The 22,542-nt window shown below is 75.0% G+C and carries 21 protein-coding genes and 1 tRNA gene; 13 read left to right on the top strand and 9 right to left on the bottom strand.

Annotated features, from left to right (window positions below):
- Positions 1-27 precede the first annotated feature (27 nt).
- Positions 28-1,365 carry a PrsW family intramembrane metalloprotease gene (locus tag IE170_RS03985; RefSeq protein ID WP_308428358.1) on the top strand — a complete coding sequence of 446 codons (1,338 nt, stop codon included), beginning with the start codon at positions 28-30 and terminating at the stop codon, positions 1,363-1,365.
- Here IE170_RS03985 and IE170_RS03980 read toward each other — a convergent pair.
- The 8 genes from IE170_RS03980 to IE170_RS03945 all read right to left on the bottom strand — a co-directional run bounded on the left by IE170_RS03980 (position 1,274) and on the right by IE170_RS03945 (position 7,123).
- A complete protein-coding gene (locus IE170_RS03980; protein WP_229884582.1) occupies positions 1,274-2,257 on the bottom strand; it encodes a M23 family metallopeptidase in 984 nt (327 codons plus the stop codon). The genes IE170_RS03985 and IE170_RS03980 overlap by 92 nt on opposite strands.
- A 372-nt stretch (positions 2,258-2,629) precedes the next feature.
- Positions 2,630-2,703 (bottom strand) — tRNA-Met (locus IE170_RS03975).
- Between the two features lie 143 nt (positions 2,704-2,846).
- Entirely contained in the window at positions 2,847-3,173 is a 327-nt protein-coding gene (locus IE170_RS03970; RefSeq protein WP_189807887.1) for an AzlD domain-containing protein, read from the bottom strand.
- On the bottom strand, positions 3,170-3,997 hold the full coding sequence (locus IE170_RS03965; RefSeq protein ID WP_189807886.1) for an AzlC family ABC transporter permease: 828 nt from the start codon (positions 3,995-3,997) through the stop codon (positions 3,170-3,172). Before IE170_RS03965 ends, IE170_RS03970 begins: the two co-directional genes overlap by 4 nt.
- The gene (locus tag IE170_RS03960) at positions 3,985-4,473 is read right to left on the bottom strand and encodes a GNAT family N-acetyltransferase (protein ID WP_189807885.1); all 489 of its coding nucleotides are present in this window, start codon (positions 4,471-4,473) and stop codon (positions 3,985-3,987) included. Before IE170_RS03960 ends, IE170_RS03965 begins: the two co-directional genes overlap by 13 nt.
- Complete coding sequence (locus tag IE170_RS03955) at positions 4,473-5,249, bottom strand: 2OG-Fe dioxygenase family protein (RefSeq protein ID WP_189807884.1); 777 nt, start codon at positions 5,247-5,249, stop codon at positions 4,473-4,475. The genes IE170_RS03960 and IE170_RS03955 overlap by 1 nt, the downstream gene beginning before the upstream one ends.
- 53 nt (positions 5,250-5,302) lie before the next feature.
- On the bottom strand, positions 5,303-5,911 hold the full coding sequence (locus IE170_RS03950) for a DinB family protein (protein ID WP_189807883.1): 609 nt from the start codon (positions 5,909-5,911) through the stop codon (positions 5,303-5,305).
- A 51-nt stretch (positions 5,912-5,962) separates the two neighbouring features.
- Positions 5,963-7,123 (bottom strand): MFS transporter, encoded by a 1,161-nt coding sequence (locus IE170_RS03945; RefSeq protein ID WP_189807882.1) that lies wholly within the window; start codon positions 7,121-7,123, stop codon positions 5,963-5,965.
- Between the two features lie 309 nt (positions 7,124-7,432).
- Here IE170_RS03945 and IE170_RS03940 point away from each other — a divergent pair, with 309 nt between their 5' ends.
- Genes IE170_RS03940 through IE170_RS03885 form a run of 12 tightly spaced genes read left to right on the top strand, consistent with a single transcriptional unit; the run spans position 7,433 to position 21,201 of the window.
- Positions 7,433-8,710, top strand: a complete 1,278-nt coding sequence (locus IE170_RS03940) for an ATP-grasp domain-containing protein (protein ID WP_189807881.1) — start codon at positions 7,433-7,435, stop codon at positions 8,708-8,710.
- Complete coding sequence (locus IE170_RS03935) at positions 8,707-10,005, top strand: ATP-grasp domain-containing protein (protein ID WP_189807880.1); 1,299 nt, start codon at positions 8,707-8,709, stop codon at positions 10,003-10,005. The genes IE170_RS03940 and IE170_RS03935 overlap by 4 nt, the downstream gene beginning before the upstream one ends.
- Positions 10,006-10,057: 52 nt before the next feature.
- A complete protein-coding gene (locus IE170_RS03930) occupies positions 10,058-11,569 on the top strand; it encodes an ABC transporter substrate-binding protein (protein WP_189807879.1) in 1,512 nt (503 codons plus the stop codon).
- Positions 11,566-12,960, top strand: coding sequence for a SidA/IucD/PvdA family monooxygenase (locus IE170_RS03925; RefSeq protein ID WP_189807878.1), 1,395 nt, complete (start codon positions 11,566-11,568; stop codon positions 12,958-12,960). Before IE170_RS03930 ends, IE170_RS03925 begins: the two co-directional genes overlap by 4 nt.
- Positions 12,961-12,981: 21 nt before the next feature.
- The gene (locus IE170_RS03920; RefSeq protein WP_189807877.1) at positions 12,982-14,385 is read left to right on the top strand and encodes a diaminobutyrate--2-oxoglutarate transaminase family protein; all 1,404 of its coding nucleotides are present in this window, start codon (positions 12,982-12,984) and stop codon (positions 14,383-14,385) included.
- Positions 14,385-15,713: a SidA/IucD/PvdA family monooxygenase gene (locus IE170_RS03915; RefSeq protein WP_189807876.1), complete on the top strand. Its 1,329-nt coding sequence runs from the start codon at positions 14,385-14,387 to the stop codon at positions 15,711-15,713. Before IE170_RS03920 ends, IE170_RS03915 begins: the two co-directional genes overlap by 1 nt.
- 16 nt (positions 15,714-15,729) lie before the next feature.
- The gene (locus IE170_RS03910) at positions 15,730-16,167 is read left to right on the top strand and encodes a cupin domain-containing protein (protein WP_189807875.1); all 438 of its coding nucleotides are present in this window, start codon (positions 15,730-15,732) and stop codon (positions 16,165-16,167) included.
- Positions 16,164-17,372, top strand: a complete 1,209-nt coding sequence (locus IE170_RS03905) for an NAD(P)/FAD-dependent oxidoreductase (RefSeq protein ID WP_189807874.1) — start codon at positions 16,164-16,166, stop codon at positions 17,370-17,372. The genes IE170_RS03910 and IE170_RS03905 overlap by 4 nt, the downstream gene beginning before the upstream one ends.
- Positions 17,359-18,021, top strand: a complete 663-nt coding sequence (gene epsC / locus IE170_RS03900; RefSeq protein ID WP_189807873.1) for a serine O-acetyltransferase EpsC — start codon at positions 17,359-17,361, stop codon at positions 18,019-18,021. The genes IE170_RS03905 and epsC overlap by 14 nt, the downstream gene beginning before the upstream one ends.
- A complete protein-coding gene (locus IE170_RS03895) occupies positions 18,018-19,676 on the top strand; it encodes a class I tRNA ligase family protein (RefSeq protein WP_189807872.1) in 1,659 nt (552 codons plus the stop codon). The genes epsC and IE170_RS03895 overlap by 4 nt, the downstream gene beginning before the upstream one ends.
- Positions 19,673-20,707: a hypothetical protein gene (locus tag IE170_RS03890; RefSeq protein WP_189807871.1), complete on the top strand. Its 1,035-nt coding sequence runs from the start codon at positions 19,673-19,675 to the stop codon at positions 20,705-20,707. The genes IE170_RS03895 and IE170_RS03890 overlap by 4 nt, the downstream gene beginning before the upstream one ends.
- Entirely contained in the window at positions 20,704-21,201 is a 498-nt protein-coding gene (locus IE170_RS03885) for a rhodanese-like domain-containing protein (RefSeq protein ID WP_189807870.1), read from the top strand. Before IE170_RS03890 ends, IE170_RS03885 begins: the two co-directional genes overlap by 4 nt.
- A gap of 22 nt (positions 21,202-21,223) precedes the next feature.
- Here IE170_RS03885 and IE170_RS03880 read toward each other — a convergent pair whose 3' ends face one another.
- The gene (locus IE170_RS03880; RefSeq protein WP_189807869.1) at positions 21,224-22,207 is read right to left on the bottom strand and encodes a helix-turn-helix transcriptional regulator; all 984 of its coding nucleotides are present in this window, start codon (positions 22,205-22,207) and stop codon (positions 21,224-21,226) included.
- Positions 22,208-22,542: the final 335 nt, after the last annotated feature.

Below are 22,542 nucleotides of genomic sequence, written 5' to 3'. Positions count from 1 at the left end.
GTCGGGACGGCTCGCTAGAGTCATCGCGTGTTCCCGGCACTCCCCCGCCCCCGTGTGCGGGCGCAGGTCCCCCTGCGCTTCCGTGCGCGGGCGTGCGTGCTCGCCGTCCTCTCCGCCTCCGGCCTGGCGATCCTCGAACTCGTCCGGCAGGAGACCGGCACCGCCGGCTTCCTGGTGGGCCTCGGCCTGGCCGTGCTGCCGGTGGCGCCGCTCCTCGCGGCGTTCCGGTGGCTGGGCCGGGCGGCGCCCCGGCCGTGGCCGCTGCTGCTGTTCTGCTTCGCCTGGGGCGCCTGCACCGCGGCGCTGATCGCCATACTGGCCAACGACTTCGCGACCGAGTGGATCGCGGGGGCGACCGCGGACCCGTCCGACGCGGACCTGCTCGGCTCGGTGGCGATCGCGCCGGTGGTGGAGGAGAGCGCGAAGGCCGCTGCCCTGTTGGCGGTGTTCGCCTTCCGCGGGCGGCAGTTCACGGGGCCGGCGGACGGGTTCACGGTGGCCGGGTTCACGGCCACCGGATTCGCGTTCACCGAGAACGTCCTCTACCTGGGGAACGCGTTCACCGAGGACCTCCAGGGCTCGGTGGGCGTCCTCGACTCGGTGACGCTGGCGACGTTCTTCGTGCGGATCGTGCTGTCGCCGTTCGCGCACCCGCTGTTCACGGTCCTGACGGGGCTCGGCTTCGGTGCCGCGGCCGCGGTCCGGGCGGGCCGGCGGCGGTCCCGGCCGGCGCGGTGCGGGCTGCCGCTGCTGGGGCTGGCTCTCGCGGTGGGGCTGCACGCCCTGTGGAACAGCTCGTCGCGGATGGGCGAGTACGGCTTCTACCGGGTGTACGGCTGCGTGATGGTGCCGCTGTTCGGGCTGCTGCTGTGGCTGGCGGTGCGGATGCGGCGGCGCAGGCTGCGGGAGGTGGCCGGGGAGCTGGAGGTGTACGCGGCCGCGGGCTGGCTCGCTCCCGCGGAGGTGGCGGCGATGGCTTCGGTGCCGGCGCGGTCCCTGGCGAGGGCGCTGGCGCGGCGCAGCGGGGGCCGGGCCGCGGGCCGGGCGGTGGCCCGGTACGAGGCGGACGCGGCCGCACTGGCGCTGCTGCGGCACCGGGCGCGGACGGGCCCGGCCTGGGATCCGGAGTTCGCGGGGCGGGAGGCCGAGCTGCTGCGCCGCCTGTGGCAGCGCAGGGCCACGGCCGGGCCGGCGCTGGCCCGGGCGGCGGCTCTGGAGGACCTGCTGCCGCCGCGGCGGCCGTTCGTGCCGGCGGCACGGAGGCCCGGACTGCCTACGGGGTCAGACCCTTGGAGCGGAGCCACGCCAGCGGATCCGTCGCCGATCCGCCCGTGCGGACCTCCAGGTGGAGGTGGGGGCCGGTGACGTTGCCGGTGGCGCCGACGCGGCCGATGGTGTCGCCCGCGCCGACCTGGCCGGAGGTGACGGACATCGAGGACAGGTGGCAGTACCAGACCTCCGTGCCGTCGGGGAGCTGGAGGACGATGCGGTAGCCGTAGGCGCCCGACCAGCCGGCCGAGATGATCTTCCCGCCGGCGACGGCCTTGACGGGGGTGCCGGTCGGGGCGGCGAAGTCGAGGCCGGTGTGGTGGCCGGAGGACCACATGGCGCCGGAGGCGCCGTAGTACGAGGTGATGGTGTACGAGGAGGTCGGCAGGGAGTAGTTGCCCGCGGCCTTGGCGATCCGCTCCTCCTCGGCCTTCGCGGCGGCGGCTTCGGCGGCCGCCTTCTCCGCGGCGGCGCGGGCCTCCTCGGCGGCCTTCTCCGCGGCTTCGCGACCGGCCTTGGCCTCGGCCGCGGCGGCCTCCTGCGCGGCCCGGACGGCTTCGGCGCGGACCTGCGCGTCGGCGGCGTCGTTCTGGTGCTCGGCCTGCTGGAGGATGCGCGTGCGCAGGACCTCGCCGGCGTCCGGCGCCTCGGCCTGCTGCGCGAGGATGCCGGTACGCGCGCCGCTGCCGCCCTCGGAGGCGGTGTCCGGGCCGGTGTCGTCGTCGGCGAGGCCCGGCAAGGACGGTATGGATATGGGGACTTGGGGCCGGTCCTGGGCGGTGGCGATGCCGCCGGCACCGACCGCGGCGATGATGCCGACGCCGAGGACGGTGGAGCTGCGGGCGAGTCCCCCGCCCTGCTTGGCGACGCGGTGCTTGCCGCGGACGGGCCGGACGGAGTCCTCGGTGGGGTTCCACTCGCCCCAGGCGCCGGGGGACGGCGGCTCCTGGATCTCGATGCCGTCGGGCGCAGGCACGTTGGAGGCCACCGGGGCACACTCCTCAGGGGGACAGTCGAACGCACACGGCGCCGCCTCTTGCGACGGCTGGGACGACCGCACTGCGTTATCGAACGGTAATAGACGCAGGGGAATGATTCCAAGCCGCTGCGCTTGATCATTCCGGCCAAGGGGGCCCGGAGCGGCCGGTTTTGAGGCAGACAAATCTGGCATCCGGCGCTCAAGAAGGGCATACAGCCCTCGACTTGCGCATCTCTTCGGCCACGCGCGCCTCTTGACGCATCCTCACCACGCTTGCGGCCCGCTGCCGCTCCCTCACGCACCGTCACGGCGGAGGCTCTCGGAGAGGATGGAGGAACGACGAAGGCCCGGCTTCCATAGGAAGCCGGGCCTCGTACTGAGTAGCGGGGACAGGATTTGAACCTGCGACCTCTGGGTTATGAGCCCAGCGAGCTACCGAGCTGCTCCACCCCGCGTCGGTAGGAACAACCCTACGCCATCGGAGCGGGGGCCTGCGCCCATTTGTCGCCCGGGGCGCCCCTGCGACCCCCTCGATGCAGCTATAAGTGCAGGTCAGCGCCGTGCCGAACGAATCGAAGACGGTGCCGGAAGCACCTCCTCAGCCCGCCAGGAAGCGGAGCAGCGCCAGGGATCCGATGCCGAACGCGATCGTGAGGTAGAAGTTCCGCGTCCGCCAGGCCAGCAGCAGCGTCGGCACCGCGAGCCACAGCCCGAAGTTCCCCGGCCCGAGGTCCAGGCGGCCGTCCGGCACGAACAGCGGCGGGGCGAGCAGCGCGGCGATCACCGCCGGCGGCACCTGCCGCAGCCAGACCACGACCGGCCCGGGCAGGGACGCCGCCGCAAGGAACAGCGTCGGGAGCAGCCGGGGGCCGAAGGTGACGGCCGCCATCCCGGCGATGGTGAGGGCGAGTACGGGGCCGCTCATCGTCCCGCACCTCCTTCCGCGGGTGCGGCGCCCTCCCCGAGGGCGCGGGAGCGCTCCTCGCGGGGGGTCAGGGCGAGGCCGAAGGTGGCCGCGAGGGCCGCGGCCGCCAGGACGGCCCAGTACTCCAGGCCGAGCAGGGTCAGCCCCACCGCGAGGCCGCCGGCCAGCACGGCGACGGCCAGCCCGCGCCGGTCCGCGACGACGCCGGCCGCCAGCAGGGCCATGAACATGGCGGGCAGCGCGTAGTCCAGGCCGAGCGCCTCCACGTCGGTGACCAGGTCCCCGGCGAGGACGCCCGCCAGCGTGCCCGCCACCCACGACCCGTGGACGGCGGTGTTGAAGGCGAAGACCTCCGCCTTGGGGCGTTCGGCGCGCTCCGCCCACTGCGCGGAGTGCACGGCGAAGGCCTCGTCGGTCAGCTCGTACGCGAACAGCGCCTGCTCCCGGCGCCGCCAGCCGGCCAGCCGCGGCGCGATGGCCGCGGACAGCAGCAGGTGCCGCAGGTTGACGACGAAGGTCGTCAGGACGACCGCGTACGGGGCGGCGCCGACCGCCAGCAGCTGGAGGGCGGCGAACTGCGAGGAGCCGCCGTAGACGAACGCCGACATCGCCGCCGACGCCCACCAGGGCAGGCCCGCGGTGTGCCCGAGGACGCCGAACGCGAAGGCCACCGGCACGTAGCCGAGCATCACGGGCACGGCCTGCCCGAGCCCGGCCGCCCACGCCCGCGGCGCGGACGCCGGCGCGGGCACGGCGGCCGGGGCGGCGGGGGCGGCGGGGGCGGCGGGGGCGGCGGGGGCGGCGGGGGCTGCTACAGGTCGCACTCGAACGTCCTCTCCCCCAGGGCCGGCCGGAATCCCACCCCGGTCCACAGGGCGGTCGCCGCCTCGTTGCCGTCCAGGACGGCGAGGAAGATCCGGCGCACCCCGCGGCGCCGGAAGGCCTCCAGGGCGTCCGCCGCCATCACCCGCGCCAGCCCCAGCCGGCGGTGGCCCGGGTCGACCACCGCGTGGCTGATGCTGCCGCGCACCCCGAAGGAGCCGGCCAGCAGCGCGGCGACGACGCGGCCCGACGGGGTCCGCACCACGCGGCACAGGTCCGCCGAGTGGGCCAGGTGCCCCGCCAGGAGCGCCTCGTCCTCCCACTCGCAGTACGCGGCCTGCGGCGCTGCCCGCAGCAGCGCGATGACCTGCGGGATGTCGGCGGCGGCCATCTCGGCCGAGACCGCGGGGGCCGCCGGCGGGGGCGGCGCGACCAGTACGTCGAACGGCTCGTCGAGCGCCAGCGCTGCCGCCGGCATCAGACCAGCGTCTCGTACGGGGAGCCCGGCAGGGAGAAGGAGATCGCGAGCACGTCGCGGTAGCCGCCCTTGTCCTCGCCCGCGCTCAGGCCGGTCACGTGGTGCTTCATCGCCCGGTCCTCGAAGATGAGGGAGTCGAGCGGGGTGAGGAACGTGCCCTTGGCGAGGGGCTCCTCGTCCCAGGTGAAGACGGTGCTGTGGCCGCCCTCGACGTCGACGCGGGAGATGAGGTGCAGGCCGGCCCACGGGTAGCCGTCGGAGTGGATGCCCTCGGGAACGAGCTCGTTGTACTGGCCCGGGTTGATCTCGATGCGGATCTGGTGGATCTGGCACACCCAGGCGCGGTCGCGGTACTCGGCCTCGATGGGCAGGTTGTCGAAGTCGTAGCGGACCAGGGCCCGGAACAGCGGGTTGGTGTACGTCGACTCCTCCACGTCGCCGAAGTGCCGCTCGATGCCGCCGACGAAGGCGTTCATGGCCTCGCTCTGGAAGTACGCGACGTGGTCGAGCGGGACCAGCTCGCCCGTGGCTGGCGTGAACGCGAAGTCGCTGTAGCGGCGGGTGCGGACGGCGCGGTCGCCGCCGCCGAAGTGGACGTCCGGGGTGAGCCGGCCCCAGGACGCCTGGAGGTCGCCGAAGGCGGCGGCGAGCTCCGGGGAGAGCGTCAGGTCGGCGGCAGACACCAGCGCGTGGCGCTTCTCGCGCAGGTCGTCGCGCAGGTCCGGGCCGACGGCGGCGATGGTGTCCGGGACGGGGGTCCGGAGGGCGGTGGTCATGGCGGTGGGTCCCTTCTGAGGGGGGTACGAACAGGGGGTGGGGTACGGGCGGGTCAGCGCAGGCCGAGGGAGGCGTACGTGGCGTCGAGCTCGGCGACGTCGAGGCCGGCGGCCTGCCGGACGAGGCGGATGGCCCGGTAGATCTGGTTGATGTGCGCGATGTCGTGGCCGACGACCTTGCGGATCATGACCTCCATCGTTTCGCCGCCCTGCTCGCCGTGGCGGCCCGTCCGCTGCCAGTCGGCGGGCGGCAGGGCGGCGAGGAGTGCGACGTTCGAGGCGCGCAGCCCGGTCCAGGCGTCGAGCATCGGGCGGAACGGCAGGCGGGGCAGCGGGGCCCACAGCTGCTCGTCGTAGCCGGGGTAGACCGGGTCGTCCTCGGTGGCGACGAGGCGCCAGCGGAAGCCGTAGACGACGTCGACGTCGAAGAGGTGGCCCACGATGAACGCGGCGGGCCACTCGCCCGGTTCGGGGACGGTCTCGGCGAGCTCGGTGGGCAGGTCGGCGAAGAGGCGGGCCGCCCAGACGGGCGTCTTCGCGAGGACGTCGAAGGGGTCGCGGTCTCCCGCGACGGCGAGGAGGGCGTCGACGTACGCGGCGGGGTCCTCGGTGGCGGAGGGGATGTCTATGCGGTGCACGTCCGTGTCGGCGAGCGGGCTCATCGGGGTTCCTTCCTGAAGGGGGACGGGTCGGCGGGCAGGGGTTGAGGGGGGTCAGGCCGCGGGGGCCGGCTCGGCGGCCGGGACGGCGCGCTTCGGGGCGCGGACCGGGGGGACCGCCGCCAGCGCGAGGCCGGCGCCCAGCGCGGCCACGGCACCGCAGACCACCCAGTGCAGCGGGGCGGAGATGCCGTAGAGGAGGCCGCCGACGGCCGGGCCGAGCGCGCCGCCGAGGGTGTGGGCGATGCCCTCGGCGCCCTGGTAGCGGCCGCGCAGGTGCGCGGGGGAGAACTCGGCCGGGTAGGCGTTCGCGATCGGCGTGTAGACCGTCTCGGCGACCGTCCAGACGACGACGGTCAGCGCGAGCAGCCACACCGCCTGCACCGTGCCCGTCAGGGCCATGCCGAGGCCGAGCAGGAGCAGGCCGGCGGCGATCACCCGGCGGGGGGTGCGGCGCTCGGTGTGCCGGGTGAGCGGCAGCTCGATCACCACGCAGAGCAGGGCGTTCAGGCCGAGCAGCAGGCCGTAGGCCTTGTTGTCGTGGCCGGCGTCGGTGACGTGCAGCGGGAGGGTCGCGGTGGACTGCCCGTAGACGAACGTGGCGGCGACCATCGACCCCAGGAACAGCAGGTACGGCCGGTCGGCGAAGACCGCCCGGTAGCCGCCGCGCCCGCGCTCCGCCGCCTCCGCGGGGTCCTGGACCGGCGGGCGGCCGCCCGGCAGGGTGCACAGGGCGAGCACGCCGAAGGCGAAGGAGAACAGGGCGTCGCCGAGGAAGACGTACGTGTACGAGGCCCCGCTGAGCAGGCCGCCGACCAGCGGTCCGACGGCCATGCCGACGTTGATGGCGAGGCGCAGGACGGCGAAGGCCGTCACCCGCTGCTCCTCGGGGACCACGTCGACGAGCAGGGCGCCGGCCGCGGGCCGGTACAGCTGGGCGAAGACGCCGACGACGCCGACCAGTGCGGTGGTTTCGAGCAGCCCGTCGGCGAGGGGCACGAGGGCGGTGGCGGCGCTGCTGCCGAACATCGACACCGCGATGGCGGTGCGGCGGCCGAACCGGTCGGCGACCGTCCCGCCGACCGCGTTGCCGACGAAGGCGCCGACCCCGACCACGCCGAGCGCCACGCCGGCCTGGAACGCGGAGAAACCGCGCGAGACCAGGAACAGCACCAGGAATACGTTGAGGAAATTCCCGAATTTGATGAGGAACATTCCGGAGAAGATGACCCAGGCACTGCCGGGCAGATTCCGCAATCGACGGCGCAAGGGTTCCTCGCCGGCCATGGGGGGCTCCTTCCCAAACGGGGGATGAGGTGGTGCCCACCATGGAACCCGCAGGTCAGGGCGGGGAGAAGGGGAATCGGCTGGCATGAACCGGGCTGGCACATTCGTGCCTGCGGGGCCCTGGCCCCCTCGCGGGGAGCCCGCCCGCCGCCGGGCCGGTGCGTCTTTCGTGCCGGGCATTCTTGTGCCAGCCTCCGGGCGTTCCCCGGGCGGAATTCCTCCGGCAGTGTTCCGGCCATGACCGAACACAAGCTTCTCGTCGTCGGCGGACGGATACAGACGCTGCGCAAGGCGGCGGCACTCGGCATCCGCTTCGTGCTGATCCAGCACAAGGACCAGTTCGTGCCCGAGGCCGCCCGCCTCGCGGAGGCCGTGATCATCGCCGACTACACGGACTGGGAGACCACCCGCCCGCTGGTCGAGGCCGCGCACCGGGCGTACGGGTTCACCCGCGTCGTCTCCATCACCGAGCCGGGCCTGGTGCCCGCGGCCCGGATCAGCGACCACCTCGGCCTCGGCGGCACCACCGAGGAGGTCGCCGAACGGCTGCGGGACAAGCACGCGATGCGCCGGCACCTGGCCGCCTCCGACTCCCCCGGGGTCCGCGCCCTGTCGGTGGCCGCGGCGGAGGTCGACGGGCCGGAGGCGCTGGCCGCGTTCGGCGCCGAGCACGGCTACCCGTTCGTGTTGAAGCCGGCCGACGCCACCGCCAGCCTGGGTGTCGTACGGATCGACGGGCCCGCCGAGGCGGCCGCCGCGTGGGCCGGGGTCGAGGCGCTGCGCGCCCGTACGGACCTGCAGTGGGGGTCGTTCTTCACCATCGGCCGGTTCATCGCCGAGCAGTACATCCCGGGGCCGGAGTACAGCGTCGAGACGTTCTCCTTCGCCGGGCGGCACATCGTCCTCGCCGTGACGGAGAAGCTGACCGGCGACGGGTTCGTCGAGCTCGGCCACGCCCTGCCGGCCCGGCTGGCGCCGGCCGACGAGCAGCGCATCGAGGAGGCCGTCGTCCGCTTCCTGGACGCGATCGGCCTCGCCGACGGGGCCGCGCACACCGAGCTGCGGCTGGCGCCCGGAGGCCCGCAGGTCATCGAGAGCCACAACCGGATGGGCGGAGACCGGATCTTCGACCTGCTGGACACCGCCTACGGCATCGACCTGGAGGAGTGGATCGTCGCCTGGCAGTTCCGCCTGGTCCCGGCGCTCACCGCCCGCCCGGCCGCCCGCTGCGCGGCCGCCACGCGCTTCCTGTCGGCGGAGCCCGGCACGGTCACCGCGGTGACCGGCGCCGACCGGGCCCGCGCCCTCGACACCACCATCGACGTCGAGGTCGCCGTACGGCCCGGCGACACCGTCGGCGCGCTGCGCGGCAACTGGGACCGGGTCGGGCAGGTCCTGGCCTCGGGGCCGGACACCGCCGCGGCCGTCGCCGCGGCCGAGCGGCTCACCTCGGAGGTCGCCGTCGAGACCGCCGTGGCCGCCGCCGGCGCCGTGCGCGAGGGGGCGGCGGCGTGAAGATCCTGCTGATCATGCGGAACACCTACGCGTGGCACCGCGAGCACATCGAGACGCTGGAGCGGATGGGCCTGGAGGTCCACCTCGCGACCACGGTCGCGCAGGCCTCCGACGACGGCCGGTTCGCCGGCGTCGTCCCGATCCCGGAGGACCTGGAGGGCGCCGCGCTCGCCGAGCACTGCGCGGCCGCCGCCCGCCGCCTCGGCATCGCCTCCGCGATCACCTTCTACGACAGCGACATCGCCGTCACCTCCCGCGTCAACGAGCTGCTCGGCCACCGCTGGCCGCGCCCCGAGGCGGACGCGATCTCCCGCGACAAGCGGCTCCAGCGCGCCTTCCTCACCGCACACGGCCTGCCCGCACCGCGGTTCGCGGCCGTCGACGGCGTCGAGGCGGGCCTGGCCGCCGCCGAGGCCTTCACGTACCCGTTCATCGTCAAGCCCAGCGCGCTCGCCGCCAGCATCGGCGTCAGCCTGGTCCGCGACCGCGGCGAGTTGGAGCGGGCCCTGGCCGACGTGGCCCGGCTCGCCGAGGAGTGGGGCGGCTACTTCCCCAGCGACGGGCCCGAGATCGCGCTGCTGGAGGAGTTCCTGCCCGGCAAGGAGGTCACCCTCGACGGGGTGGTCCTGGACGGGCGCTTCCACCTCGTGGGCGTCACCAACAAGATGCAGATGCCCGGCCCGTACTTCGAGGAGGACTTCTACACCCTCCCCTTCCGCACCCCGCAGGAGGAGCCGGAGCTGGTCGCGGCCGCGGAGGGCATCACCGCCGCCCTCGGGGTGCGGCACTGCCTCTTCAACGCCGAGTTCCGGCAGGACTCCGCGGGCCGCTACCGGGTCGTCGAGTTCGCCACCCGCATGAGCGGCGGCCAGAACTACCGCAACCTGCGGGAGGTCCACGGCATCGACCCGGTCCGCCTGTACGCGAAGGCCGTGCTCGCCGGCGACGACGCGGACGCCCTCGCCGCAGTCCTGGACGGGGAGGTGCCGCGCGCCGCGGTCCCGCGCGCCGCGGCCTGCATCAAGTTCGCCTACCGGACGGGGACCCTCGTCCGCAACAACGCGGGCGACGCCGCGCACTCCCCGCACTTCCGCTCGTACATCCCCGCCTCGCGGCCCGGCGACCGGCTGCGGCGCGCCCCCGAGGGCTGGTACGAGATCGCCGGCTCGCTGGCGGTGGCCGCGCCCTACCGCGGCCCCGAGGACATCGACCGGGTGGAGCGGCTCGCCGCCGAGCTGGACGAGCGGCTCGACGTGGTCGTCGTCCCCGCCCGGGCCGCCGCCGCGGCCTCCTGACCCGCCGCGCCCGCCGCCCCCCGCCCACACCCGAAGCGGAAAGAGCCCCACCGTGCACGCCGACGACCCCGTGTTCCGCATGGGAATCACCGAGCCCACCGCCATCGACCCGTACAAGGCCCAGGAAGGGGAGGGCATCCTCGTCTGCAAGCTCCTCTTCACCGGCCTCCTCGCCCTCGACGGGGACGGCGCGCCCGCCCCGGCCACCGCCGTGGCCTGGGAGGGCAACGCGGACGCCACCACCTGGACGTTCACCCTGCGCCCCGACACGGTGTTCTCCAACGGCGAGCCCGTCACCGCCCACAGCTTCGTCCGCGGCTGGTCGCGGGCCCTGGACCCGGCGGCGGCCACGGAGACCGCCTACCACCTGGCGGGCGTGCGCTCCTTCACCGCCGCCGACGACACCACGCTCGTCGTCGAGCTGTCCGAGCCGGACGTCGAGTTCGACCTGAAGACGCTCCAGCCGGTCTTCAGCCCCGTCCCGGAGTGCGCGGGCCCCGCACTGGACCCCGCCTACAACGACATGCCGATCGGGAACGGCCCGTTCAAGATGGCCGGCCCCTGGGAGCACCACCGGGCGATCCGGCTCGTCCGCAACGACCGGTGGAACCTCGGGCCCGCGCCCGAGGTCCGCGAGGTGCACATCGACGTCCTCGACCCGGTCACCGGGCTCGACGACGAGTACGCCCGCTTCCTCGACGGCACCTACGACTACGCCCGCATCCCGCCCGCCCGCACCGCCGAGGCCGCCGCCCGCGACGGCTTCACCGAGCAGGAGGGCGCCGGGCTGTTCTACCTGATCCCGTTCTGCCACCGGGCGCCGATGGACTCCCTCGACGCCCGCCGGGCCCTGTCGGCCGCCATCGACCGGCAGGGGCTCGTCGACCGGCACTTCCACGGCCGGCGCACCCCCGCCCACTCGCTGCTCTCCCCCTGGTTCGGCAAGGCCCACACTCCGCGCGGTACGGCCGACGCCGACTGGACGGCCTTCGACCCGGACCGGGCACGCTCCGCCGCGCTGCGCGCCGGGCTCGGGCCGGGCAGCAGCGTGCAGTTCGCGTACAACACCGGTGCCGGGCACGACGCGTGGGTCGCCGACCTGGCACGCGGCCTGGAGGAGGTGCTGGGCTGGCGGGTCGAGCTGCTGCGCACCGACGCCCGCGGGCTCGTCGACCACCGCACCTCGATCGGCGCGGCCGGCTTCTGCCGGGCCGGCTGGGCCTGCGACTACCCCACCCCCGACAACGTGCTCTACCCGCTGCTGCACTCCTCCTGCACGGCGCCCGACGCGGCCGGCACCGCCCACGGCGACAACGAAGGCCGCTACGCGAACCCGGAGTTCGACGCCCTCGTGGCCCGCGCCCGCGGCTGCGCCGACCCGGCCGGGCGGGCCGGATTCTGGCGCCGCGCGGAGGCCGTCGCGATGGCCGACCTGGCGCTGGTGCCGCTCTGGTACCGCACCGACCAGCGGGTGTACGCCGCCGACCGGATCACGGGCCTGCGCATCGACTTCGACGGCAACCCGACCCTCACCACTGTCAAGGCAAGGAAGACCACGCGATGAGCGCACCGACGCACCCGACCGCACCGGCCGGCACCGCCTCCGCAGCCCAGGCCGCCGCGGCGCAGCCCGTCCCCGTCCACGACATCCTGGGCATCGGCTTCGGCCCCGCGAACCTCGCCCTGGCCATCGCCCTGGAGGAACGCGGCTCACCGCTCACCGCACGGTTCCTGGAGGCCAGGCCGAGCCCCGAATGGCAGCCCGGCATGCTCCTGGACGGCTCCGACATCCAGAACCACCCCAGCCGCGACCTGGTGACCCTGCGCAACCCGCGCAGCCGCTACTCCTTCCTGAACTACCTGCACGAGCACGGCCGGCTGCTGCGCCACCTGAACCTGCCCGCCGAGTTCCCGCTCCGCAAGGAGTACGCCGGCTACATCCGCTGGGCGGCCGGCTTCTTCGCCCACCTCGTCGACTGCAACCAGCGCGCCGCGCACGTCGAGGTCGTGCAGGAGCAGGGCGAGCGCGTCTACGCCGTCACCACCATGTCCGGCGACCGCCACCTGGGCCGCACCCTCGTCATGGCGCCCGGCCGCACCCCGTACGTCCCCGCCCCGTACGACGGCCTGAGCACCCCGCGGATCTTCCACCTCACCCGGTACCTGCCGAAGCTCGCCGAGCTGACCGGGGACGGGCGGGAGCCGGAGTCGGTCGCCGTCATCGGCGGCAGCCAGAGCGCCGTCGAGCTGGCCCTGGACCTCTCGCGCCGCTTCCCGCGGACGCGGGTGACGACGTACACCCGCTCGCACACCCTGAAGCTGAAGGACACCAGCCCCTTCAGCGAGGAGGGCTACTTCCCCGAGTTCACGGACTACTACTTCCGGGCGCCCCGCGAGGCCAAGAAGGCCCTCGACGCGTACATGCACGGCACCAACTACTCCTCCTCCGACGGCGACGTGCTGCGCGAGCTGTACATGGCCATCTACGAGCAGGAACTCGACGGCGACCAGCGGACGTTCGTCCGCGGCAACCACGAGGCGACCGGCGTGTCCACCGCCCCCGACGGCCGGATCGCCCTGGAGTTCCTGGAGCGCACCACCGGCGCCCGCACCACCGAGACCGTCGACTTCGCCGTCCTCGCCACCGGCTTCCGCAACATGGGCCCCGGCCCGCACGAGGAGCTGTGCCCGCCGCTGATGGCCCCGCTCGCGCCGCTCTTCGCCACCGAGCCGGACGGCCGCCTGCAGGTCGCCGCCGACTACGCCCTGGAGCCCGTCGCCGACGGCGTCCCGCCGCTCTTCCTCAACGGGCTGTGCGAGTCCAGCCACGGCATCGGCGACGCCGGCTCCTTCAGCCTGCTGTCGCTGCGCGCCGCAACCCTCGCCGACGCCCTGACCGCCCGCCTGTCCGCCACGGCCGCGCCCGGCCGCGACGCCGTCCTCGCCGCCGCCTGACCGGAAAGGTCCTTCCGCCCCATGACCGCCACGATCGACGCCCCCGCCGACCGCATCTACAGCGAGCCCCGCGTCACCGGCCCGCTGCCCGGCCCCCGCAGCGCCGAACTCCTGGACCGGCAGGCCGGCCGCGAGTCCAACTCGCGCTCCTACCCGCGCAAGCTGCCGATGGCGATCCGCCGCGCCCGCGGCTCGTACGTCGAGGACCTCGACGGGAACGTCTTCCTCGACTTCCTCAGCGGCGCGGGCGTCCTCTCGCTCGGCCACAACCACCCCGAGCCGCTGGCCGCGGCGCACCGGCAGCTCGACGAGTTCGTCCACGGCCTGGACTTCCCGACTCCGGTGAAGGACGAGTTCACCGAGCTGACCCTCGGGATGCTGCCCGAGCCGATGCGCGGGCGCACCCGCATCCACTTCTGCGGGCCGACCGGCGCCAACGCCGTCGAGGCCGCGCTGAAGCTGTGCAAGACCGCCACCGGCCGCGACGAGGTCGTCACCTTCCAGGGCGGCTTCCACGGCGCCACCCTGGCCGCGCTCAGCGTGACCGGCCTGGTCGAGCAGAAGGAGCCCGTCCGCGGCCGCATGCCGGGCGTGCACTTCTTCCCGTACTCGCACTGCCACGACTGCCCGCTCGGCCTGACCCGGGACACCTGCAAGGTGAACTGCGCGGCGTTCCTGGAGAAGGCGCTCACCGACTCCAACGGCGGCCTCACCCCGCCCGCGGCCGTCCTGATGGAGCTGGTGCAGGGCGAGGGCGGGGTGATCCCGGCCGAGGTCGAGTTCGTCCAGCGGGTCCGGGAGGTCACCCGGCGGCTCGGGATCCCGCTGATCGTGGACGAGGTGCAGAGCGGCTGCGGCCGCACCGGCACCTGGTTCGCGTTCGAGCAGTACGGCATCGAGCCGGACGTGGTGTGCGCCTCCAAGGCGCTGTCCGGGATCGGGCTGCCCGCCTCCGTGATCCTCTACGACGAGAAGCTCGACGTGTGGAAGCCCGGCGCGCACTCGGGCACCTTCCGCGGCAACCAGCCCGCGTTCGCCGCGGGCGCCGCCACCCTGAAGGTGGTGCGGCGCGAGCGCGTCCTGGAGAACGTCCGGGCCCGCGCCGACCAGCTGATGGTCCACCTCCAAGGGCTGCGCGAGCTCGGCCTGTGGGTCGCCGACGTACGCGGCCTCGGCCTGATGGCCGGCGTCGAGCTGACCGACCCCGCCACGGGTCGGCCCGCGTCCGAACTGGCCCGCCGCGTCCAGTGGGAGGCCGTCAGCCGCGGGCTGATCCTCGAACTCGGCGGCCGGGACGACTGCGTCGTGCGCATGCTGCCCCCGCTGAACTGCACCGCCGAGGAGATCGACCACGCCGGCCGGATCATCCGCGCGGCGCTGGCCGCCGCCCTGGAGGGGCTCGGCGCGGCGGCGGGGGCCGCGTGATGGCCGCCGCCCGCGACACCGCCGTCCAGGACCTCGTCGTCGCCGGATTCGGGCCCTCCGGGATCGCGCTCGCCGCCGCCGTCGAGGACCACGACGACGCGGCCGGCGGCCCGCCGCTCGCCGCCCGCTACCTGGAGAAGGCCGCCGACTCGGCCTGGCAGCCCAACCTCGTCCTGCCCGGCACCGACATCCAGCATCACTTCCTGCGCGACTTCGCCACCCCGCGCGACGCCCGCTCCCGCTTCACCTTCCCCCACTACCTGCAGCAGAGCGGCCGCTTCTACCCGTTCACGCTGATGGGCGGCTACGTCAGCCGCCTGGAGTGGTCGGACTACGTCCAGTGGGCCGCCCGGCAGGTCCGCGGCACCGTCGAATACCACCGCGAAGTCCTCGGCATCGAGCCCGTCACCGGGCCCGACGGCCGCGTCCGCACCGCCCGCGTCACCTCCCGCGACCCCCGCGACGGCTCCCTGCACACCGTCGAGGGCCGCAACGTCGCCCTCGCCACCGGCCACGAGCCGTACGTGCCCGAGCTGCTCCGCCCGCACCTGGGCGAGCGGGTCTTCCACGCCTCGCGGCTGCTGCCGGCCCTCGCCGCGCTCTCCGGGACCCCGCTGCGCAGCATCGCCGTGATCGGGGCCGGCCAGACCGCCGGCGAGATCGTCCTGCACCTGGCCGCACAGCACCCCGACGCGCAGATCCACTCCCTCGTCCGGCACGCCGGCTTCCGGATGTACGAGCTCGGCCACTTCAGCAACGAGGTCTACTTCCCGGCCGAGACCGACTACTTCTACGGACTCGAAGGCGAGCAGCGCGAACGCGCCCTGGAGCAGGCCCGCGCCACCAACTACGCGGCCGTCGACCCGGACGTCTCCACCGCCCTCTACCAGGCCGCCTACCAGGACCGGTTCACCGGCCGGAACCGGCTGCACATGCACCGGCGCACCGAGATCGCCTCCGTCGGGCAGGAGGACGGCGGCCGGGTGCGGCTCGCCACCGAGGAGGTCTTCACCGGCGAGCGGGGACTGGTCACCGCCGACGCCGTGATCGTCTGCACCGGCTACCGCGAGCCCGCCCTGCCCCGGCAGCTCGCCGCGTTCGTCCCGTACCTGCGGCTCGACCCGCAGGGCCGACCCGAGGTCACCCGCGCCTACCGGGCCGAGACCACCGGCGACTGCGAGGTCGGGATCTACCTCGACGGCCTCACCGAGTGGCGGCACGGCATCGGCAGCGCCACCTCCTTCAGCCAGATGGCCGCCAAGGCCGACACCGTCCACCGCGACCTGCGGGCCCGCCTCAGCCGGCCCGCCGCGCCCGTCGCCGCCTGATTGGAACCCGTACGCGATGCACATCTTCACCGCCCACGAGGACGACATGGTCTTCGAGGAGCAGTACAACGTCAGCGGCCGGCGGATCTTCCCCTGGCCGGAGGCCGTCGAGGAGCCCAACTGGGGCGGCGCCTGGGTCGACGTGGCACCCGGCGCCACCTCCACCGCGCACCTGCACGACGAGAACGAGATGTTCTTCGTCACCGAGGGCAGCGGGCTGATGCGGATCGGCTCGGAGACCCGCCGCGTGCGGGCCGGGGAGACCGTCTTCATCACGCCCGGCCTCGACCACGACCTCACCAACGACGGCGCGGAGCGGCTCCGCTTCCTCACCATCTGGTGGGGCGGCTCCGAGGCCGTCGCCCGCGACCGCGCCAAGTGGGCCGCCGAGTTCGGCATCGCGGACCCCGGTGCGGACGGCGCCCCCGGTGCGGACGGGCGGGGCGCGGCATGAGCCCCGTCGTGCACGCCCACGCCGACGCCGTCGTGGTCGGCGGCGGGGTCATCGGCGCGGCCATCGCCCACCGGCTCGCCCTCGCCGGCCTCGGCCGGATCGTCCTGTGCGACCAGGGCCGGGTCAGCGCCCAGGGCGCCACCTCCCGCTCCGGCGGCCTCCTGCGGCTGCACCACACCTCCGTCGCCGACACCCGCCTCGCCGCCCGCAGCCTGCCCGTCTTCGAGCAGTGGGCGGACGTCATCGGCGGCGACTGCGGCTACCGCCGCACCGGCTTCGTGATGATCGTCGGCGAGGACCACGCCGACGGCCTGCGGCAGAACGCGGCCGCCGCGAGCGACGCGGCCGGCTACCGGCGCACCGAGGTCGTCGACGCCGCCGAACTGAAGGCCCTCTACCCGGGCCTTCGCACCGAGGGCGTCGGGCTCGCCGCGTACGAGCCGGAAGGCGGCTACGCCGACCCGCTCGCCGCCACCGCCTCGCTGCTGGGCGCCGCCTACCGGCTCGGTGTGTCCCCCTCCGAGGGCATCCGCGCGGTGAAGGTCTTGGAACGCGCCGGCACCGTCACGGGCGTCCTGACCTCCATCGGCCGGATCGACTCCCCGCTGGTGGTCCTGGCGGGCGGGGCGTGGGGCTCGGCGCCCGCCGAGTACCTCGGCATCCACATCCCCGTCACCGCCCGCCGCATCGGCCTCGCGCAGGCCGAACTGCCCGGTGCCGGGCGGCGCGGCTCGGCGGCCTCCGTGCCGACGTGCATCGACGACACCACCGGCAGCTACTTCCGGCCCGACGGCCTGGACCGCTTCTACTTCGGCGTGCCCAGCAAGCCCGACACCGAGCTCGGCCGGGACGTCGAGCCGCTCACCGAGGCCGAGCTGGAGGCCGCGATCGCCGCCGTCGCCCACCGGGTGCCCGCCGCGGCCGCCGCCCCGCTCGCCGGCACCCGCTCCGGCCTGGACGGCTACACCCCGGACAAGCGGCCCGTCGTCGGCGCGGCCGGCCCCGACGGCCTCTACCTGGCGCTCGGCTTCAGCGGGGGCGGCTTCAAGCTCGCGCCCGCCGTCGCCGAACTCGCCGCCCTGGAGATCGCCGAGGGCGGGGCCGTGCCCGGCAAGGCCGTACAGGAGCTGCTGGAGCCGTACCGGCCGCAGCGGTTCCTCGCCGGCCACCCGATCCGCCCGGAGGCCCCGTATGACCACATGTGAGTCCACCCGCGACACCGGAGCTCCCGGAGCGCCCGGAGCGGCCGCGGCGCGGCGGCCGCTGCGGGAGGTGCTCCGCGAGGACGTCGCGACCGTCCTCGACAAGGACCCCGCCGCCCGCTCCCGCGCGGAGGTGCTCCTCTACCCGCACATCCACGCCCTGTGGACGTACCGGATCGCCCACCGGCTGTGGCGCGGCGGCCACCGCGTCACAGCCCGCGCCCTGTCCCTGCTCGCCCGCGCCGTGTCCGGGATCGAGATCCACCCCGGGGCGCGGATCGGGCGCCGCTTCTTCATCGACCACGGCACCGCCGTCGTCATCGGCGAGACCGTCCGCATCGGCGACGACGTGATGCTGTACCACCAGGTCACGCTGGGCTCCGTCGGCTGGTGGAAGGACCTGCGCCGCCCCTCCGGATCGCGCCGCCACCCCGTCGTCGGCGACCGCGTCGTCATCGGCACCGGCGCCAGCGTGCTGGGCCCCGTCACCGTCGGCGCGGACTCCCGGATCGGCGCCCACTCCGTCGTCCTGGACGACCTGCCGCCGCGCAGCCGCGTCGTCGCCGCCGCCTCCGCCGCCCTGCCGCCCCTCGACACGGCGGCCCCCGCCTCCCCTGCCGTGACCGTCCCCGAAGGAACCCCCACGCCATGACCGCGTACGTCGTCACCAGCGCCCCGCCGAACCCGAACGGCGACCTCCACCTCGGCCACCTCTCCGGCCCGTTCCTCGGCGCGGACGTCCTCACCCGCCACCTGCGCCAGCGCGGCCACGACGTCCGCCACGTGGGCTACTCCGACGAGCACTCCTGCTACGTGCCCCGCCGGGCCGCCGAGATCGGCTCCACCGCGCGCCCGACGGCGCGGCTGTTCGGCGACCGCATGGAGGAGACCCTCTCGCTGGGCGCCATGCACCACGACTGGTTCACCCGCCCGCTCACCGACCCCGTCCACACCGAGTTCGTCCAGCGCTTCTTCCTCGACCTGTGGGAGTCCGGCGCGCTGGAGGTGCAGGAGCTGCCCGTCTTCCACTGCGGGCCCTGCGACCGCCACCTGTACGAGGCCGAGGTCCGCGGCTGCTGCCAGTTCTGCGCGGAGCCCTCCGACGGCGTCTACTGCGAGGCCTGCGGCCTCCCCCAGGACCCGGCCGGCCTCGCCGACCCCAAGTGCACCGCCTGCCGGACCGCCCCGGAGACGCGCACGCTGCGCCGCATCGTCTTCCCGCTGGAGCCGCGCCGCGAGGAGCTGGCCGCCTACTACGCCGAGGCGCAGGCCCGCGCCGAGTGGCGGCCCCGCCTGGTCGCCTACCTGCAGGGGCTGTTCGCGCGGGGCCCGCTGCCCGACACCCCGATCAGCCGCGAGGCCGGCTACGGCATCCCCGTGCCGCTGCCCGGCTGGGAGGGGCACGTCCTCGACACCTGGTTCAGCGGCATCTGGGGCTACGCGGCCGCCACGGCCCGGCTCTCCGAGGCGAACGGCGACCGGTCGCAGTGGGAGCGGCTGTGGACCGACCCGGAGACCCGGATCGTCAACTTCATCGGCTTCGACTGCTCGTTCTCGCACGCCGTGCTGTGGCCGGCGCTGCTGCTCGCGCGGGGCGGGCTGACCCTGCCGGCGCAGGTGGTGACGAACGAGTTCTACCGGCTGGAGGGCGAGAAGTTCTCCACCAGCCGCGGACACGCCATCTGGGGCGGCGAGTTCCTGCGGCGGGTCAACGCGGACGCGCTCCGCTTCCACCTGTGCCTGACCGGGCCCGAGCGGGCGCAGAACAACTTCTCCATGAAGGAGTTCGCCGACACGGTCAGCACGGTGCTGGCGGGCTCGCTGGAGCGGTGGACGGACACCGTGCTGGACCTGCTGGCCCGGGACTTCGACTCGACCGTCCCGGACGGCGCGGACGGTGCGGACGGCGCGGACGCCGGGGGGCCGGCCGCCGCCGAGCGGGCCGCGCTGCCCGGACGGATCGCGCAGGCCCTCGGCGCCGAGGCGTTCTCCCCGCAGCGCGCGGCCGACGTCCTGGCCACCGCGGTGGAGCGGGCCGACGCCGACCTGCGCGAGCTGGCCCTGCTGCGGGCCTCCGGCCCGCGCGCCCGGTACGCGGCGCGCCTCGCCGCGCACGCCGAACTCCTCGCCGCGGTCGCGGCCACGGCGGCGCCGCTGATGCCGGGCTGGTCGGCGTTCCTCGCGGAGCGGCTGGGCCTCCCGGTGGACCTCGCGACCCGCATGCCGGGGTGGCCGGAGGGCCGCCTGCTGCCCGCGGGCAGCACCCTCCCGGCGTCGGTCCCGCTGTACTTCCACGAGCTGTCGTGACCGCCTCCCCCGTGTCCGCGCCCGCCCCCGCCGGACCGCGCGGGCCGCGGGCCGCCGCGGGCGGGCCGGCGGAAGGGGCGCGGCGGACGCTGCTCGGGGTGCTGGGGGCCGGGCTGCTGGTGCTGCCGGGGGTACTCGGGCCGGTGCCCGCCCGGGTCGTGGCGGCGGTGGCCGCCGCGCTCGCCTGCTGGTGCCTGCTCGTAGCCGCCGCGGGCGGCACGGACCGCCGCGGGCCGGTGGCCTTCGTACGGGACCGGCTCGGCCCGCGCGCGGCCCGCGCGGCCACCGCGCTGTACTTCGGCGGCTTCGCCACCGGCCAGGCGGCCGTCGCCCTCGCGGCGGGCGGCTACGCCGCGGCCGCGCTCGCCCCGGGCGGCGACTCCGGCTGGCGGGCCCACGTGGTCGCCGCCGCCGTGCTGGCCGCCGCCGCCTGCCGCGCCTGGCTCGGCCCGCAGGGCCCCTCGCCCGCCGCCCGGCGGCTGCGGCTCGCCGCAGTGGCAGCGGTGGCCGCCGCCTGGTGGGGCTTCGGCGGGCCGTTCCCCGGCTCCGGCGCCACCGGATGGTGGGCCGCCGCGGCGGCGGTGCCGCTGCTGTTCGGCTGGGTCGGGCTCGAAGGGACCGTGCCGTCCGCGGCCCGGCCCCGCGTGCTGGCCGGCGCCCTGCTCGGCCTGGCCGCCGCCGGAGCCCTGTACGCCGTACTGGCCGCCCCCCACGACCCGTCCGCCCCGCCGCCGCATCCGGCTGCGGCGGCCGTCCTCGGTGCGGCCGCGGCCGCGCTGTGCTGGTCGTACTGCCGGACCAACCTCCAGGCTGCCGCGGCCCGTTGGACCGAACTCGGCGGCGGCCGCTCCCGCCGCGGCGGCGTCCTCTCCGGCGCCGCCCTCGCCCTCGCCTTCCTCGCCGCCGGCGCGGCCGCCCACCGGCCCGCCGCCGTCCTGCTCGCCGGCCCCGGTACCGCCACCGCGGCCCTGTACTGCCTCATCGCCGTGGCGGCCCTGCGCCGCCCCCGTCCCAAGGAGCACACCGCATGACCACCGTCCCGCAGACCGCCCCCGCCGCCACTGCCTCCAAGGTGCTGCGCGTACCGCCCGCCGACCCGGCGGCCGCCGCCGCCCACTTCCACCGCCGCTTCACCTTCGAGGCCGACGTCGCCGACGTCCACGCCGACATCGAGTCCGGCGCCCCCGGCTTCGTCCTCGTCGACAGCCGCAGCGCCGAAGCCTGGGCCCAGGGCCGCATCCCGGGCGCCGTGCACCTGCCCACCGACGAGATCCCGGCCCGCGCCGCCGAGGCCGTACCGCCCGGCAGCACCGTCGTCACCTACTGCTGGGGTCCCGGCTGCAACGGCGCGACGCGCGCCGCCCACGCCTTCGCCACCGCCGGCTACCGGGTCAAGGAGATGCTCGGCGGCTACGAGTACTGGTCCCGCGAGGGCTTCCCCGTCGAGGACTCCGCCGGGCTGCGCCGCTCCGCCCCCGACCCGCTGACCGCCCCCGCCGCCGAAGGCGCCGCCTGCGGCTGCTGACGGGGCCGGCGCGGGCCGGACGTCAGAGCAGACCCTGCTCGACGGCCCGCTGCCCCAGCTGGAACCGGCTGTGCGCGTCCAGCCTCTCCATCAACTCGGAGATCAGCCGCCGCTCGCTGCGCAGGGAGATCCCCAGCCGGCGGGCGGCGGCCTCGTCGGTGTAGCCCTGCGCCAGCAGCCGCAGCAGCTCCCGCGGCTGCGAGCCCGGGTCGTCCAGGCTCCGCCGCGGCGGCTCCCCGAACGGCAGCGCCGTCTCCCACACCGAGTCGAACAGGGCGCAGAACGCGGCGACGGCACCCGGCTCCCGCAGCAGCACCGCGCCCAGCGCACTGTCCGCGGGGTCGATCGGGAGCAGGGCGAACTCCCGGTCGGCGATGACCATCCGCATCGGCAGCGACGGCACCGTCCGCACCTCGCCGCCCCGTTCGGTCAGCCAGCGCGCGTGCTCCAGGCTGGCCGGGTCGTTGCGGATCGCGTCCTGGTAGACGGTGCGGATCTTCACCCCGCGTTCGATGAGCTCCTCGGTGATCGGCTCGCTGGCCCTGAACTGGGCCGCGGGGACGGGCCCCCCGGGGTGGAAGCTGATCGACTCGCGGCGGGTGCGGGACGACAGCTCGCTCAGCTTGGCCCGCACGGCCTCGACTCCGAGGAACCGCTCCGCCTCGTGCGCGGGCGGCGCCGGGTGCAGTTCGGCGTACTGCGACAGCAGCGCGCTCGCCGCGGCCTGGCTCTCGGCGAGCGCCCGGTGCCGCTGGGCGATCTCCGCCTGCTGGTGCGCGAGCAGCGAGTCCAGGGCCGCCTTCGGGTTGACCACGCGCAGCCGTCCGTCACTGCGCCAGGAGGGCGCCAGCAGCGACAGCCGGGTCAACTCCTCCAGGTCGCCGCGTACGTCGCCCTCCGGCCGTCCCAGCTCGGCGGCCGCGGCGGCGACGGCGAGATCCGGCCGTTTGAGGATGAGCCGGTAGAGCGCGTCCGAGCGCTCGGTCAGCCCGAGAGAAACCAACAAAGGGAGCCCCCCAGCTCGCGGTTCGGAGCGGCAGCACGGCTGTTGCACCGACAACGCTGGCGGCAGGATGCGCGGCCCTCCGAGGGCCGATCTTGCACCCAGGATTGTCCATACCGGCCACGGCCCGCACAAACACCGTCCATCACGCGGACAGCACCGCCGGACATACCGTCACCCATCGGCGCGGCGGGAGCGGTGGGGGCCGTTGGCAGGGATGTGTCAGAGCGCTTTGTGCCACCGCCGAACCGGCGACAGCGGCCCGTCCGCTCGGCACGATGGCGGCACGCCGGAGCGCAGGATCCGGCCAACCGCCCTCATCCCCACGGTCCGATAAG

Source organism: Streptomyces toxytricini (genome assembly GCF_014649915.1).
GTDB classification, from domain to species: Bacteria; Actinomycetota; Actinomycetes; order Streptomycetales; family Streptomycetaceae; genus Streptomyces; species Streptomyces toxytricini.
The sequence above is the reverse complement of the archived record's forward strand: the minus strand, read 5'-3'. Positions and strand labels throughout refer to the sequence as shown.